Origin of the sequence: Pseudarthrobacter sp. LT1 (assembly GCF_035621795.1) — a bacterium.
Classification (GTDB): Bacteria; Actinomycetota; Actinomycetes; order Actinomycetales; family Micrococcaceae; genus Arthrobacter.
The window spans coordinates 1,682,075-1,695,605 of the sequence record NZ_CP141830.1; the positions used below are offsets into that span (position 1 = coordinate 1,682,075).

13 protein-coding genes are annotated in these 13,531 nt (G+C 67.7%); 7 read left to right on the plus strand and 6 right to left on the minus strand.

The window, feature by feature from the left end; all coding sequences use genetic code 11:
• Window positions 1-55: 55 nt before the first annotated feature.
• Together rplT and VIK36_RS07930 are read left to right on the plus strand one after the other, a co-directional pair.
• Window positions 56-445: a 50S ribosomal protein L20 gene (gene rplT / locus VIK36_RS07925; protein ID WP_018763610.1), complete on the plus strand. Its 390-nt coding sequence runs from the start codon at window positions 56-58 to the stop codon at window positions 443-445.
• Window positions 446-514: 69 nt separating this feature from the next.
• On the plus strand, window positions 515-1,441 hold the full coding sequence (locus tag VIK36_RS07930) for an RNA methyltransferase (RefSeq protein ID WP_324644708.1): 927 nt from the start codon (window positions 515-517) through the stop codon (window positions 1,439-1,441).
• Between the two features lie 139 nt (window positions 1,442-1,580).
• On the opposite strand, the gene VIK36_RS07935 is transcribed toward VIK36_RS07930, so the two are convergent.
• Both VIK36_RS07935 and VIK36_RS07940 read right to left on the minus strand, forming a co-directional pair.
• The gene (locus VIK36_RS07935) at window positions 1,581-1,856 is read right to left on the minus strand and encodes a GlsB/YeaQ/YmgE family stress response membrane protein (protein ID WP_159632311.1); all 276 of its coding nucleotides are present in this window, start codon (window positions 1,854-1,856) and stop codon (window positions 1,581-1,583) included.
• A 167-nt stretch (window positions 1,857-2,023) separates the two neighbouring features.
• A complete protein-coding gene (locus tag VIK36_RS07940; protein WP_324644709.1) occupies window positions 2,024-3,232 on the minus strand; it encodes an MFS transporter in 1,209 nt (402 codons plus the stop codon).
• Between the two features lie 178 nt (window positions 3,233-3,410).
• Here VIK36_RS07940 and VIK36_RS07945 point away from each other — a divergent pair, with 178 nt between their 5' ends.
• On the plus strand, window positions 3,411-3,866 hold the full coding sequence (locus tag VIK36_RS07945) for a (deoxy)nucleoside triphosphate pyrophosphohydrolase (protein WP_324644710.1): 456 nt from the start codon (window positions 3,411-3,413) through the stop codon (window positions 3,864-3,866).
• 43 nt (window positions 3,867-3,909) lie between these two features.
• Here VIK36_RS07945 and VIK36_RS07950 read toward each other — a convergent pair whose 3' ends face one another.
• From VIK36_RS07950 to VIK36_RS07960, 3 genes are all read right to left on the minus strand, one after another.
• On the minus strand, window positions 3,910-5,058 hold the full coding sequence (locus tag VIK36_RS07950; protein ID WP_324644711.1) for an Rv2578c family radical SAM protein: 1,149 nt from the start codon (window positions 5,056-5,058) through the stop codon (window positions 3,910-3,912).
• Window positions 5,059-5,164: 106 nt separating this feature from the next.
• Window positions 5,165-5,821 carry an SIMPL domain-containing protein gene (locus VIK36_RS07955; RefSeq protein WP_324644712.1) on the minus strand — a complete coding sequence of 219 codons (657 nt, stop codon included), beginning with the start codon at window positions 5,819-5,821 and terminating at the stop codon, window positions 5,165-5,167.
• A complete protein-coding gene (locus VIK36_RS07960; RefSeq protein ID WP_324644713.1) occupies window positions 5,821-6,273 on the minus strand; it encodes a hypothetical protein in 453 nt (150 codons plus the stop codon). Before VIK36_RS07960 ends, VIK36_RS07955 begins: the two co-directional genes overlap by 1 nt.
• 201 nt (window positions 6,274-6,474) lie before the next feature.
• On the opposite strand from VIK36_RS07960, the gene pheS reads away from it, so the two are divergent.
• Window positions 6,475-7,536, plus strand: coding sequence for a phenylalanine--tRNA ligase subunit alpha (gene pheS / locus VIK36_RS07965; RefSeq protein ID WP_324644714.1), 1,062 nt, complete (start codon window positions 6,475-6,477; stop codon window positions 7,534-7,536).
• Window positions 7,537-7,538: 2 nt separating this feature from the next.
• Window positions 7,539-10,082: a phenylalanine--tRNA ligase subunit beta gene (gene pheT / locus VIK36_RS07970; protein WP_324644715.1), complete on the plus strand. Its 2,544-nt coding sequence runs from the start codon at window positions 7,539-7,541 to the stop codon at window positions 10,080-10,082.
• A gap of 79 nt (window positions 10,083-10,161) precedes the next feature.
• Here pheT and VIK36_RS07975 read toward each other — a convergent pair whose 3' ends face one another.
• Window positions 10,162-11,127 carry a quinone oxidoreductase gene (locus tag VIK36_RS07975; protein ID WP_324644716.1) on the minus strand — a complete coding sequence of 322 codons (966 nt, stop codon included), beginning with the start codon at window positions 11,125-11,127 and terminating at the stop codon, window positions 10,162-10,164.
• 155 nt (window positions 11,128-11,282) lie between these two features.
• Between VIK36_RS07975 and argC the strand changes: the two genes are divergently transcribed.
• Both argC and argJ read left to right on the plus strand, forming a co-directional pair.
• Window positions 11,283-12,314: an N-acetyl-gamma-glutamyl-phosphate reductase gene (gene argC / locus VIK36_RS07980; RefSeq protein ID WP_324644717.1), complete on the plus strand. Its 1,032-nt coding sequence runs from the start codon at window positions 11,283-11,285 to the stop codon at window positions 12,312-12,314.
• Window positions 12,311-13,477 carry a bifunctional glutamate N-acetyltransferase/amino-acid acetyltransferase ArgJ gene (gene argJ, locus VIK36_RS07985; protein ID WP_255175078.1) on the plus strand — a complete coding sequence of 389 codons (1,167 nt, stop codon included), beginning with the start codon at window positions 12,311-12,313 and terminating at the stop codon, window positions 13,475-13,477. The genes argC and argJ overlap by 4 nt, the downstream gene beginning before the upstream one ends.
• Window positions 13,478-13,531 lie beyond the last annotated feature (54 nt).

Consider the following 13,531-nt stretch of genomic DNA (forward strand, 5'->3'; position numbering starts at 1 on the left):
CCGCCGGAACACCGGCAACAGATGCTTGGGATCAGATTTTCGAAGGAGTACGCACGTGGCACGTGTGAAGAGGGCGGTCAACGCCCACAAGAAGCGCCGGGTTGTTCTTGAACGGGCGAAGGGTTACCGCGGACAGCGTTCGCGCCTGTACCGCAAGGCCAAGGAACAGCTGCTGCACTCGTTTGTGTACAGCTACGGTGACCGCAAGAAGAAGAAGGGCGACTTCCGCCGCCTGTGGATCCAGCGCATCAACGCTGCGTCCCGCGCCAACGGCCTCACCTACAACCGCCTCATCCAGGGCCTGAAGGCCGCTGAGGTCGAGGTTGACCGCCGCATGCTGGCCGAGCTTGCCGTTTCTGACGCCAACGCCTTCGCCGCACTGGTCCAGGTGGCCAAGGACTCCCTGCCGGCAGACACCTCCGCCAAGAAGGTTGCCGCAGCCTAGCAGTCGCTGCCGCCCCTCGCCTGAGGGGCCAGTTCAGGAACTGGAAGCGTCAGCTACTACAGTTCTTGTATGAACGAAACCGGGCGCCCGCAAGATCTTCCACTGTCCAACCCCCGAGCCGATCGGGTCAGGGACGTGGCAAAGCTTGCAGGGCGCCCGGCCCGTTTAAAGCGCGGCCAGTTCCTTGCCGAGGGGCCGCAGGCGGTCCGGGAAGCCCTCAAGCTCCACCAGCAGCGCCTCTCGGCGGGAGCGCCCGGAGTGGTTACCGAGGTATTCGCCAGCGAAAGCTGCCTGGACCGCTTCCCCGAATTCGAAGAGCTCGCCGAAGGCACCAACGCCCGGCTGGCCACCGACGAGGTCCTGGCGGCCATGGCGGACACCGTCAACCCGCAGGGAATCGTGGCCGTCTGCAGGTTCGTGGACGTCGCCTTGGCGGACGTGCTCGACGCCGGCCCGCGCCTGCTTGCCGTGCTGTGCCAGGTCCGGGACCCGGGGAATGCAGGCACCGTGTTGCGTGCGGCCGATTCGGCCGGCGCCGACGCCGTCATTTTCACGGCGTCCAGCGTAGATATCTACAACCCCAAGGCGGTCCGCTCCACCGCGGGGTCGCTGTTCCATCTTCCGGTCGTCCTGGCCGCGGATCCCGCGGAACTGGCTGCCGCCTGCAAGGCCCGGGGCATCGGCGTCCTCGCTGCCGACGGTTACGGGCAGCTGGACCTGGATGTCCTGCAGGACGAGAACGCGCGCCGCAGGCTCACCGGTGAAGGCCCTGCATCCGCCTTTGACCTCGCTGCACCGACCGCCTGGTTCTTTGGGAATGAGGCCCAGGGGCTCTCGGCTGAGGAGCTTGAACTTGCGGACCACCGGGTTGCGGTTCCGGTCTACGGTGCGGCCGAAAGCCTCAATCTTGGAACGGCGGCCACTGTGTGCCTCTACGCCAGCGCCCGTTCCCAGCGCCGCCCCGATACTGCCGCCGGGCAGGTCCGCGCCGGGTAGGGGCGCACAACGGCGGTTGGCGGCCTGCGCCCCGCGGGATTCCCGGGCGCCCATGTTCACCTGCGGGGCAGCATTATTGCGGGCCACAAAGAAAGGCCCCGGAAATCCGGGGCCCGATGGTTGTTGCTGGACAGAGTTATCAGGGAGCGCGGCTGGCTTTTCCGCGTCCGGTGACGGCTCCGTAGATGCCGGCGACAACCAGGCCGCCGACGATAGCGAGAATCCAGGTGCCGAGGTCGAAGAAGGCAAGATCGCCCTTGTTGAACAGGAGGCTGCCAATCCAGCCGCCAACGATGGCTCCAACGACACCCAGGATGAGGCTGGTAACCCAGCCGCCGCCGACCCGTCCGGGCATAACGGCTTTAACGATGGCCCCGACAATCAGGCCCAGAATAATCCAAGCAAGAAAACCCATGTCTCCTCCTCATTGTGACCGGGATTAATAGTCCCGATGAGCCTCAAGCTAACATAAGCACCCCGCAAAGTCAGTAGCCCCAAAAAGGGCGTTGCCGCATCGTTAGGAGCCTCACGCGGTCGGGAGTTGGAGGGGCCGTGACGGCGGGGCACGCGGCGGTCGGCAGCCTAGCCCGCCAGCGGCCTCTTGCGTTCCAGCAAGCCGCTGAGGAGGGCGACGCCGGAACCGAGGACGGCCAGGACGGCGCCGACGAGTGCCGGCGCAACAAAGCCCCAGCCGAGGGCGATGACCACTCCACCGAGGAACGCGCCGAGTGCGTTGGCGACGTTGAGGGCGGCATGGTTGAGGGAAGATGCCAGCGACGGTGCATCCGGCGAGGCGTCGAGGAGGCGGGTCTGCAGGGCGGGGATCAGCATGGAACCGGAAGCTCCCACCACGAACACCATCACCATGGCGCTCCACTGCCAGTGGGCTGCCACCGCGTAAACCACCAGGGCAACGGCAATAGTCGGGAGGACGCGGTAGAGGGTGCCCATCACCGATTTATCGGCCAGCCTGCCCCCGACAATGTTTCCGGCCACCATGCCCAGCCCGTAGAGCGCCACCACTAGGGGGAGCAGCCCCGACGGGATGCCGGCCACAGCCGTCATGGTGTGCGCGATGTAGGTGTAGGTGGCGAAGAAGCCGCCGAAGCCCACGATGCCCACCAGGAGGGCCAGCCAGACCTGGAGCCGCTTGAGGGCGCCAAGTTCGCGACGGATGCTGGCATCGGGGTGGGCGTGCTGGAACGGGACGAATTTCCACACCATGGCCAGGGCCAGCAGGCCGATGGCGCCCACCAGCACAAACAGCAGGCGCCACCCGAAGGTTTGGCCCAGCCACGTGGCGAACGGGACGCCCACCACGTTGGAGACACTGAGCCCGGCCATGACCATGGAGATGGCCCAGCCCCGCCGGGTGGGGGGAACCAGGGATGCAGCGATGACGGCTGCAACTCCGAAGAACGCACCGTGGGGCAGCCCGGCGGCAAAGCGGGAAACGAGCATCGACCCGTAGTCAGGGGCCATGAACGAGGTCAGGTTGGCCACGGTGAAGAACAGCAGGAGGCCCAGTGCCAGTTTCTTGCGGGGCAGCCTGGCGCCAACGGCGGCAAGGAGCGGAGCACCTACCACTACTCCCAGCGCGTAGGCGGAGATCAGGTGCCCGGCCTCTGGAGTACTGATCCCCAGGCCCTGTTCCACTTCCTTGAGCAGGCCCATTATGGTGAACTCGGTGACGCCGATGCCCACCCCGCCCATGGCCAGGGCAAAGATGGCCATGCCGACGTTGGGGGTCTTGGTGCGGGCTGCCGTGGACGGGGAAATAACGCTGCTCATATGCCTGCTTCTCGTCAAGTGTGGATCTGGAACGGGGACGGATGCCACGGCAGTGGGGCGGGACGGTCCGGACAGTCTGGCAAACCCCTGGCAGGCAGGAGCTATTCCCGGCGCTTCGGCCGGACGAAGGCAAACTGACGTTCCTGGACCTTCCCATTGTGGCCCATAGAATGGGCCGGTGACTGGACTGATTCAGGTAGTGGGCGGAGCCGTGGTGGACTCGCTGGCCAATCCAACGGCACTGCTGGTGGCGAGGCGGAGCGCTCCGGAGCACCTCGCCGGGCTGTGGGAGTTCCCCGGAGGCAAGGTGGAACACGGCGAGGCTGCCGAAGCGGCGCTGGTACGGGAGCTGGCCGAGGAGCTGGGAATCGGAGTGCGGTTGGGAGCAGAACTGCCGGCGGAAACACCGGCCGGCTGGCCCCTCAACGACCGGGCCAGCATGAGGGTGTGGTTCGCCGAGGTGACCCGTGGCGAACCTGCACCCCTGGAAGACCATGACGAACTGCGCTGGATCCGGCTGCAGGACAGCGAAGCAGTCCTTGGGCTGCCGTGGATTCCGGCCGATTACCCGATTGTCCGTGCCCTCCTGGAGTCAGTGGCGGCACTGGTGCCCGGGTCCCCGGCGCAGGGTTAGACCCGGAGAGAACCACCCAGCGGACGCTTAGACCTGCGAACGGTTAAAAGAGCGATTCCTGCACCGCGGGGCGGGATGCCGAAGAGGACGCTGCCGGGGAGCCGGCTGGGGATGTTCCGGTAACCGCGGTGGGAATGATCCCCGCCGGGTACTCCGCTTCCTCGGCGCGTGGATCATCCACGTCCCGGTTGTCGAGGTCCCTGTTGTTGAGGTCCCGGTGGCTGAAACCGGAGGAATGCGAAAAGCCGTGGCGTGCTTTGAAATAGCGGACCTTGCCCGCAAGCCACGACCGGTATTCCTTGGACGCGTAGGAGCCGGTCCCGTAGAGCCGCCGGTAGCGGCCGGCCAGTTCGGGATGGTTGGCGGCGATCCACTTCATGAACCATTCCCTGGTGCCCGGCTTCAGGTACAGCGCGCCCGCGCTGACTCCGGTCGCGCCGGCGGCGGCCAGGGAACCGAACAGCGCATCCAGGGCTTCATCGCTGTCGGAGAGCCACGGCAGGATGGGCATCGCCATGACGCCGCAGGGCAGCCCGGCCTCACGCAGCCGGGACACCAGTTTGAGCCGGGCCCTGGGACCCGGGGTGCCGGGCTCGATGGCCTCGGAGAGGGCTTCGTCGGTCATGGCCAGGGAAATCCCAAGCCCTACCGGCACCTGTGCGGCAGCACTCTTGAGCAGCGGGATGTCCCGTGCCAGCAGGGTCCCTTTGGTGAGGATGGACAGGGGAGTGCCGGACTCCGCCAGGGCATTGATGATGCCAGGCATAAGCCGGTACCTGCCCTCGGCCCGCTGGTAGGGGTCGGTGTTGGTGCCCAGCGCCACCTGCTGGCGCGTCCATGAGGCCTTGTTCAGTTCCTTCCGGAGGACCTCCGCGGCGTTGACCTTCACCACCACCTGGCTATCGAAGTCCATGCCGGCGTCGAAGTCCAGGTAGGTGTGGCTCTTGCGGGCAAAGCAGTAAACGCAGGCGTGGCTGCAGCCGCGGTAGGGATTCACTGTCCACTCGAAAGGCATCTTCGATCCCGCCGGGACCCTGTTGAGCACCGATTTTGCGGTGACCTCGTGGAACGTGATCCCGGCGAACTCGGGGGTGGTGACGGAGCGGACCAGCCCGGCCAGCGGAAGCAACGCGGGGCCGGGTCCTCCTGCGTTGGCCGGCGTGGGCACCAGTGCTTGCGCTTCCCATCTCATGGGACCATTCGAAAACATGTTCGAATTTAAGTCAAGGCGCCACGCAGTCCAATGCAGTGGAAACAACGCCTCGACGATGCGGACACGGCTGCAGGTGCCAAGGGGGCTAGGGCCGCAGTTCCCATGTGACGGTGACGGCTGCCTCCACCCGGTTCAGGCCCGGTTCAACCTGTGGACCTTCCGTGGCGGATGCACGCTGCAGCCCGGCAAGCGGCACTGGTCCCGGCGCCGGGCGCTGGTCGGTGACGGACAGGACACTGCCCAGGCCGGCCGAGGCCAATGCGGCATACTGCGCAGCGGAACTGAGCGCGTCCTGCCACGCCGCGTCACGGGCCTGTGCCCGGACCACTGAGTCGTCCGAAAGGACCAGCTGCAGGCTGTTGAGGCGGATATTGTCCCCGGCAGTGTGGACGGCTGCGGAAACAGTGCCGGCCGCGCTGCCGAGGTCCCGCAGCCTGACCGCGAGGCTGCTGGAGGCGATGTAGCCCACAAGCCGCTGGCCCTCACCGTCCCGCCAGGCGAGGTCGGCGCGGACGGCCAGCCCGGCCGAGCGGATATCGTCCGGGGCAACGCCCCGGCCGCGGAGGGCCGAGGCAACTGCCGCCAGGTCCTTGCCCGCGGCCGCGTAGGCTTCCCCCACCGACTCGGCGCGGCACTCCACGCCTATGGAGACAAGCATCAGGTCCGGCACGGCTTCTGCCCATCCAGTCCCGGTGGCGGTGATGGTCCCAGGATCCCGGCGGACCTGCGGGTCCTGGCCCATCACGGCTGCCTCGCCGCCCGGAGCGGGTAGCCGCCGGCGGCCAGGCCTGCCCGCCGCTCGAAGATGTTCGCTGTCCCTGGATTGCCGGTGCGCAGCACGGACCAGCCGGCCGCTGCCAGGTACAAGGGGATGAAGGGCAGCCCCAGGCACCACGCGTACTGGCTGCAATGCCGTTCCTCGTGCCCCAGGAGCGCAGGCCGGGACAGCAGGTCCGCAGCCGTGCTGCGGCACAGCACCACGTTGCCCAGGGTGTAGGCGCCGGCGAAAGGCAGCCGCCAGCGGTAGCCGGCGCCAATGATCAGCCCGCGCGGCCCCCGGCTGATCCGGGTCCGGGCGGCCAGGGCGACGGCGAGCCCGGCCAGGGTGCTCCCGTTGAGGAGGTTTGCTGCCCGCCTGAGCCGCTGGGCCGTCGTCGGGCCATTCACCGAACCCGCGCGCTGCCGCAAAGTCATGAGGCCATGGTAACCGGAGGGTTCTACTAGACTGGAGGGCAGTGGCCGCCGGTCCTGCCGGCGAGCCCTGACCTGGTCATTGAATGACACTGACGTTCAGCGCATTCATCCATGACCTGCCAGCGACGGAGGCACCGGGCGGGAAACCGCGCAGGGCTGCCCCGGCCGCAGGCAGCCACGACTCGTAGCTAAGAACAGTAGATGACTGAAACTTTGCCGGGCGCCGCCATCCCGAACCCCACGGATGAGGCCGCCATCAACGCCGCTGTAGACCAGGCCATCACCGCCATCGCCGGTGCGGCCACCCTTGACGAGCTGAAGGCGGTGCGGCTCGCCCACAGCGGCGAGAAATCCCCGCTCAGCCTGGCGAACCGGGAAATCGGCCGCCTGCCCAAGGACCAGAAGGCGCTCGCCGGAAAGCTGATGGGTGCTTCCCGCGGCCGGGTCAACAAGGCGCTCGCCGAGCGGACCGCGGTGCTCGAAGCCGAGAATGACGCCCGGATCCTGGTGGAGGAGACCGTGGACGTCACCGCTGCCCCCCGCCGCCGCCGCGCCGGTGCGCGGCACCCGCTGTCCACCCTGCAGGACCGCGTGGCGGACATCTTCGTGGGGATGGGCTGGGAGATCGCGGAGGGCCCCGAGGTGGAATCCGAGTGGTTCAACTTCGATGCCCTGAACTTCAAGCCGGACCACCCTGCCCGCGAAATGCAGGACACGTTCTTCGTGGAGCCGCCCGAAGCCCATCTGCTGATGCGCACCCACACCTCCCCGGTACAGGTCCGTTCCATGCTGGAGCGCGAGGTGCCCATTTACGTGCTGTGCCCCGGCAAGGTGTTCCGCACCGATGAGCTGGATGCCACCCACACTCCGGTGTTCCACCAGTTCGAAGGCCTGGCCATCGACAAGGGTCTGTCCATGGCGGACCTGCTGGGCACCCTGGAGCACTTCACCCGCCAGATGTTCGGCGAGGAGGCGAAGGTCCGCCTGCGCCCCAACTACTTCCCGTTCACCGAGCCGTCCGCCGAACTGGACATCTTCCACCCCGGCGCCAAGGGCGGTCCGCGCTGGATCGAGTGGGGCGGCTGCGGCATGGTCAACCCCAACGTCCTGCGCGCTGCGGGCATCGACCCTGACGTCTATTCAGGTTTTGCCTTCGGCATGGGCATCGAGCGTGCCCTCATGTTCCGCAACGAGGTTGCCGACATGCACGACATGATCGAAGGCGATGTACGGTTCAGCGAGCACTTCGGGATGGAGATCTAACAGTGCGTATCCCACTTTCCTGGCTGCGGGAATTCGCAGCAGTACCGGCCGGAGCAACGGCCGAAGACGTCATGGAAGAACTGGTCAAGGTCGGCTTTGAAGAAGAGGCCGTCCACCGTCCCACGGACACCCTCCAGGGCCCCGTGGTGGTGGGCCAGGTCCTGAGCCTGGTCAAGGAACCGCAGACCAACGGCAAGACCATCAACTGGTGCCAGGTCCGCGTTGTCCCCGAAGGCAAGGAACAGACCCTCACCGGGGACGGCATCGACCCGTCCGGCGTCCAGGGCATCATCTGCGGCGCGCACAACTTCTTTGAGGGCGACAAAGTGGTGGTCACGCTTCCGGGCGCCGTGCTGCCCGGCGACTTCCGCATCTCCGCCCGCAAGACGTACGGCCACCTGTCCGCCGGCATGATTGCCTCGGTCCGCGAACTGGGCATTGGCGAGGACCATGACGGCATCCTGGTGCTGTCCCGCATCGGGCTGGACCCCGAGGTGGGCACCGACGCCATGGAGCTCCTGGGCCTGTACGACCAGGCAGCCGAAATCAACGTCACCCCGGACCGCGGCTACGCCTTCTCCATCCGCGGCGTGGCCCGCGAATACGCGCACGCCACCGGGACCGCCTTCACGGATCCGGCATCCAGGGTCCAGGCACCGGCCGAACTTTCCGGCGGCTACGGCGTCAAGCTCAACGACGACGCCCCCATCTACGGCAAGGCCGGCTGCGACCGGTTCGTGGCCCGCACCGTCAGGGGCGTGGACGCCACCCGGCCCACTCCGCCATGGATGGTCTCCCGGCTCCGGCTCGCCGGCATCCGCTCCATCTCGCTGCCGGTGGACATCTCCAACTACGTCATGCTCGAACTGGGCCAGCCCACGCACTGCTATGACCTGGACAAGCTCTCCGGCGACATCGTGGTGCGCCGCGCCTCCGTAGGGGAGAAGATCACCACCCTGGACGGCAAGGAACGCACCCTTGACGCCGAGGACCTGCTCATCACCGACAACTCCGGTGCCATCGGCATCGCAGGTGTCATGGGCGGTGCGGCCACCGAGGTGAGCGACTCGACGTCGAACATCCTGGTTGAGGCGGCGCACTTTGACGACGTGTCCATCGGCCGCTCCCGGCGCAGGCACAAGCTGCCGTCCGAGGCGTCCAAGCGCTTCGAACGGGGCGTGGACTGGCAGGTGGCAGGCGTCGCCGCCCAACGCGTGGTTGACCTCCTGGTGGAACTGGCCGGCGGCACCGCTGACGAAGCGGGAACCGACGTCGGGACCGCCCCGGACACCGTCACCATCGACTTGCCGGCGGGCTTCGCCGCCGCACGGATCGGCATCGACTTCACCGAGCCGCAGATCGTCACCTCCCTTGAGGACCTGGGCGCCGTGGTGGTAAAGCACGACGCCGGGTGGACGGTTACGCCGCCGAGCTGGCGGAGCGACCTGGAGACCAAGGAAGACCTGACCGAGGAAATCGCCCGGCTGGTGGGCTACGACAAGATCCCCGCCACCCTGCCGGTCGCCCCTCCGGGCCGTGGACTGACGCGCGTCCAGCAGCAGCGCCGCCGCCTGATCCAGGCCCTGGCGGACGCCGGACTCACCGAGGTCCTCTCCTACCCCTTCGTGTCCAAGGCGGCCAACGACACGTTCGGCGTGGCTGATGAAGGAGGGGCGCGGACCGCCCTCAAGCTGGCCAACCCGATCAGCGAGGAGCACGGCTACCTGCGCACGTCCATCCTGCCCGGCCTGATCGAGGTGGCCAAGCGCAACCACTCCCGTGGCTTCCGGGACCTGGCCCTGTTCGAATCCGGCCTGGTGTTCCTGCCCGAGGGGACAGTGGGCACGGCCTCCATCCCGCCGCTGGGCGCCAAGCCTGCCGATGAGGTTCTTGACGCACTGTACGACGGCGTCCCGAACCAGCCATTCCACATTGCGGCAGTCTTCACCGGCCACGATTCCCCGGCAGCCGCGTCCCATACGCCCCGTGCGTGGGACTGGGCCGACGCACTGGACGTGGCCCGGCTTGCCGGCTACGTGCTGGGCGTTGACCTGGTGGTCAGCCAGGGCAGCCACCAGGCGTTCCACCCCGGCCGCACCGCCCGGCTGGCGCTGCGCACGGGGGAGACCGTTGGCTACGCCGGCGAACTGCACCCCAAGCTGCTGGCCGCCTCGGACATGCCCGCCCGTTCGGTGGCACTGGAACTTGACGCCGATGCCCTGTTCGAAGCCGCACCGGACGTGATTGTGGCGCGCCACATTTCCACGTTCCCGGTGGCCACCCAGGACGTGGCGCTCGTGGTCCCCGCCGACGTGCCGGCAGACGAGGTCCTTGCCGCCCTGCGTGAAGGCGCCGGAGAACTGCTGGAAGACGTGGCCCTGTTCGACGTTTACGCCGGCAAAGGCATCGAAGAAGGCAAGAAGTCGCTGGCCTTCGGGCTCCGCTTCCGGGCCGCCGACCGCACCCTGACCGCTGACGAGGCCTCGGCGGCGCGTGAAAGCGCAGTTGCCCTGGCCGCCGAACGCTTCGGAGCTGTCCAGCGGTAGCTGGGCGCTTCCGGAAGCCAAAAGTCCCCGCAACCTGGAATGGTTGCGGGGACTTTCTTTGTTGGCTGGCGACCCTGCGTCAGGGAACCAGGAGAACCTTCCCCGTGGTCTTGCGGCCCTCGAGGTCGCGGTGCGCCTGCCCGGCCTGGCTGAGCGGGTAGCGCGCACCGATGCGGACCTTGAGGTTGCCATCGGCCGCGGCGGCGAACACCTCGTCCGAGCGCCAGCGCCGCTCCGCCGCGTCCCGCAGGTAGTGGCCCATGGTGGGGCGCGTCAGGAACAGCGAGCCCGCGGCGTTGAGGCGCTGCGGGTCAAACGGCGGGACGGGCCCGGAGGCCGCCCCGAACAGCACCAGCATCCCCCGGACACGCAAAGCGGACAACGAGCCGTCGAACGTATCCTTCCCCACGCCGTCGTAGACAACGTCGACGCCGGTTCCGCTGGTGATGTCCCTGACCCGCTCCGCGAAGCCGTCGTAGCGCAGCACGTGGTCCGCGCCGGCGTCGAGCGCAAGCTGTTCCTTTTCGTCGGTGGAGACGGTGGTGATGACTTCCGCGCCCCGTGCCTTGAGCAGCTGGATCAGCAGCAGCCCCACGCCGCCGGCGCCCGCGTGCAGCAGGACCTTGTGGCCGGGCTCCACCTTGAAGGTGGAATTCATCAGGTAGTGGGCGGTGACGCCCTGCAGGGGGAGCGCTGCCGCAGTGAAAACATCCAGGCCTTTCGGTACCGGCAGTGCGGCATCCTCATCCACCAGCGCGTAGTCCGCGTAGCAGCTGATGCCTTCAGCGGTAGCTACCCGGCTGCCCACGGCGAAGCCGGTCACGCCCTCGCCCACTGCCTCCACCGTGCCCGCGGCCTCCGAACCGGGAGTGAAGGGGTAGGAGACTTTGTACGTGCCGCTGCGCTTGTACGTGTCAATGAAGTTGACGCCGGCCGCCCCGACCTTGACCAGCAGCTGCCCCGGGCCCGGAACGGGGGGTTCCGCCTCCGTGTACTCAAGGACTTCCGGTCCGCCTGCCTGCCGTGCGACGATTGCGTGCGTCATGGCTCTCCTTTCGCGGGTCCCGGCGTCTCCGGCCCCGGCTGCCGAAACCATCCTAGGGACTCTCCCGGGCGGCACGACAAGTGCCGCGTTGCCTGGACGCGCTCGAATGCATAAATATCAGTACCAATGCATAACTATTGCTGTATAGTCGGAGCATGACTATTTCTGTTGCGGTTTCGGGAGCCAGCGGCTACGCCGGGGGAGAAGTCCTCCGCCTCCTTGCCGGGCACCCCGGTGTGACCATCGGCGCCATCACAGCCCACAGTAACGCCGGTTCCCGCCTCGGTGAACTCCAGCCCCACCTGCACGGGCTGGCCAGCCGCATCCTCGAGGACACCACGGTGGAAAACCTCTCCGGACACGACGTCGTGTTCCTCGCGCTGCCCCATGGTGCCTCCGCCGGGATCGCCGCCCAACTGCCGGAAGGGACCGTGGTCATCGACGCCGGAGCCGACCACCGGCTCGAAGATCCCGCCGCCTGGGAAAGGTTCTACGGCTCCGCCCACGCCGGCACCTGGCCCTACGGACTTCCCGAGCTCCCCGGCCAGCGCGAGGCCCTCAAGGGAGCCAAGCGCATCGCCGTTCCCGGCTGCTACCCAACGTCCGCCCTGCTGGCCCTGACCCCCGGATTCGCCGCGCACCTGCTGGAGCCCGACGACGTCGTGATCGTTTCCGCGTCGGGGACCTCAGGCGCGGGCAAGGCCGCCAAAGTCAACCTGATCGGTTCGGAGGTCATGGGCTCCATGAGCCCCTACGGCGTAGGCGGCGGCCACCGGCACACCCCTGAAATCGAGCAGGGCCTGTCCAACGCGGCGGGGGAGCAGGTCACCGTATCCTTCACGCCCACCCTTGCGCCGATGAGCCGCGGCATCCTCACCACCGCCACGGCCAAGGTCAAGGCCGGCACCACGGCCGCGGAGCTGCGCCTGGCCTGGGCCGAGGCGTACGAAGACGAGCCGTTCGTCCACCTGCTTCCGGAAGGCCAATGGCCCACGACCAAATCGGTCCAGAGCTCCAACCATGCCGCCATGCAGCTGGTTTTCGACGCCCACGCCGGCCGGGTCATCGTCACCTGCGTCATCGACAACCTCACCAAGGGCACTGCCGGCGGCGCCGTGCAGTCCATGAACATCGCACTCGGCCTGCCGGAAACCGCCGGCCTCAACCTGCAGGGAGTAGCCCCGTGACCATCACCGCACCCCAGGGATTCCGGGCCGCCGGCGTCACTGCCGGACTCAAGGCGTCCGGCAATCCAGACCTCGCCCTGGTCGTCAATGACGGCCCCTCCAAGGCCGCAGCCGCCGTGTTCACCAGCAACCGGGTGGCAGCCGCCCCCGTGCACTGGTCCCGCCAGGTGGTCTCCGACGGCCGGGTGGACGCCGTCATCCTCAACTCCGGCGGCGCCAACGCCTGCACCGGCCCCACCGGGTTCCAGAACACCCACAGCACAGCGGAAAAAGTGGCGAAGGTTCTGGGGATCTCGGCCACCGACGTCTTCGTTTGCTCCACAGGCCTGATCGGCGAGCAGCTGCCCATGGACAAGATCCTGCCGGGGGTGGAGGCTGCCGCGGCGGCGCTGAGCACGGACGGCGGCCCGGCCGCCGGCACCGCCATCATGACCACGGACAGCGTGCCTAAGTCGGCGCTCTTCATCGGCACCGACGCCGACGGCCAGGAGTTCAGCATTGGCGGCATAGCCAAGGGAGCCGGCATGCTGGCCCCGGGCCTGGCCACCATGCTTGTGGTGCTCACCACGGACGCCGACGTGCAGCCCGAAATGCTCGACGTCGTCCTCCGCGATGCCACCCGCGTCACCTTTGACCGCGCCGACTCGGACGGCTGCATGTCCACCAACGACACCGTGGTCCTGCTCGCCTCGGGAGCCTCCGGTGCGGTGCCCACAGCGGAAGCGTTTGGTGCCGGGCTGACGCAGGTCTGCGCCGAGCTGGCACGCAAACTGATCGCTGATGCCGAGGGCGCCAGCCACGACATCGCCATCCGGACCTTCAACGCGGCCAGTGAAGCCGACGCCGAGACGGTCAGCCGCTCCGTGGCCCGCTCCAACCTCTTCAAGGCCGCCATCTTCGGCAAGGACCCGAACTGGGGCCGGGTGCTCTCCGCCGTGGGCACCACCGACGCCGCTTTCGAGCCGGACAAACTCAACGTGGCCATGAACGGCATCCAGATCTGCCGGAACGGCAGCATCGGCGATGACCGCTCCCTGGTGGACCTTGAACCCCGCGAAGTGCTGGTGGAGATCGACCTGCAGGCAGGCGACGCCGAAGCCACCATTTGGACCAACGACCTCACCCACGACTACGTGCACGAAAACAGCGCCTACTCCAGCTAGGAGCCCCGGCCACGGCAAAACCGCCGGGCACAAGCCGCTGTGGAAAGTGACAAC

Excerpts from the sequence above, each read along its gene's own strand:
- VIK36_RS07930 (WP_324644708.1), top strand. The coding sequence starts at position 515 with ATGAACGAAACCGGGCGCCCGCAAGATCTTCCACTGTCCAACCCCCGA.
- VIK36_RS07935 (WP_159632311.1), bottom strand. The coding sequence starts at position 1,856 with ATGGGTTTTCTTGCTTGGATTATTCTGGGCCTGATTGTCGGGGCCATC.
- VIK36_RS07940 (WP_324644709.1), bottom strand. The coding sequence starts at position 3,232 with ATGAGCAGCGTTATTTCCCCGTCCACGGCAGCCCGCACCAAGACCCCC.
- VIK36_RS07950 (WP_324644711.1), bottom strand. The coding sequence starts at position 5,058 with ATGAGATGGGAAGCGCAAGCACTGGTGCCCACGCCGGCCAACGCAGGA.
- VIK36_RS07955 (WP_324644712.1), bottom strand. The coding sequence starts at position 5,821 with ATGGGCCAGGACCCGCAGGTCCGCCGGGATCCTGGGACCATCACCGCC.
- VIK36_RS07960 (WP_324644713.1), bottom strand. The coding sequence starts at position 6,273 with ATGACTTTGCGGCAGCGCGCGGGTTCGGTGAATGGCCCGACGACGGCC.
- pheS (WP_324644714.1), top strand. The coding sequence starts at position 6,475 with ATGACTGAAACTTTGCCGGGCGCCGCCATCCCGAACCCCACGGATGAG.
- VIK36_RS07975 (WP_324644716.1), bottom strand. The coding sequence starts at position 11,127 with ATGACGCACGCAATCGTCGCACGGCAGGCAGGCGGACCGGAAGTCCTT.
- argC (WP_324644717.1), top strand. The coding sequence starts at position 11,283 with ATGACTATTTCTGTTGCGGTTTCGGGAGCCAGCGGCTACGCCGGGGGA.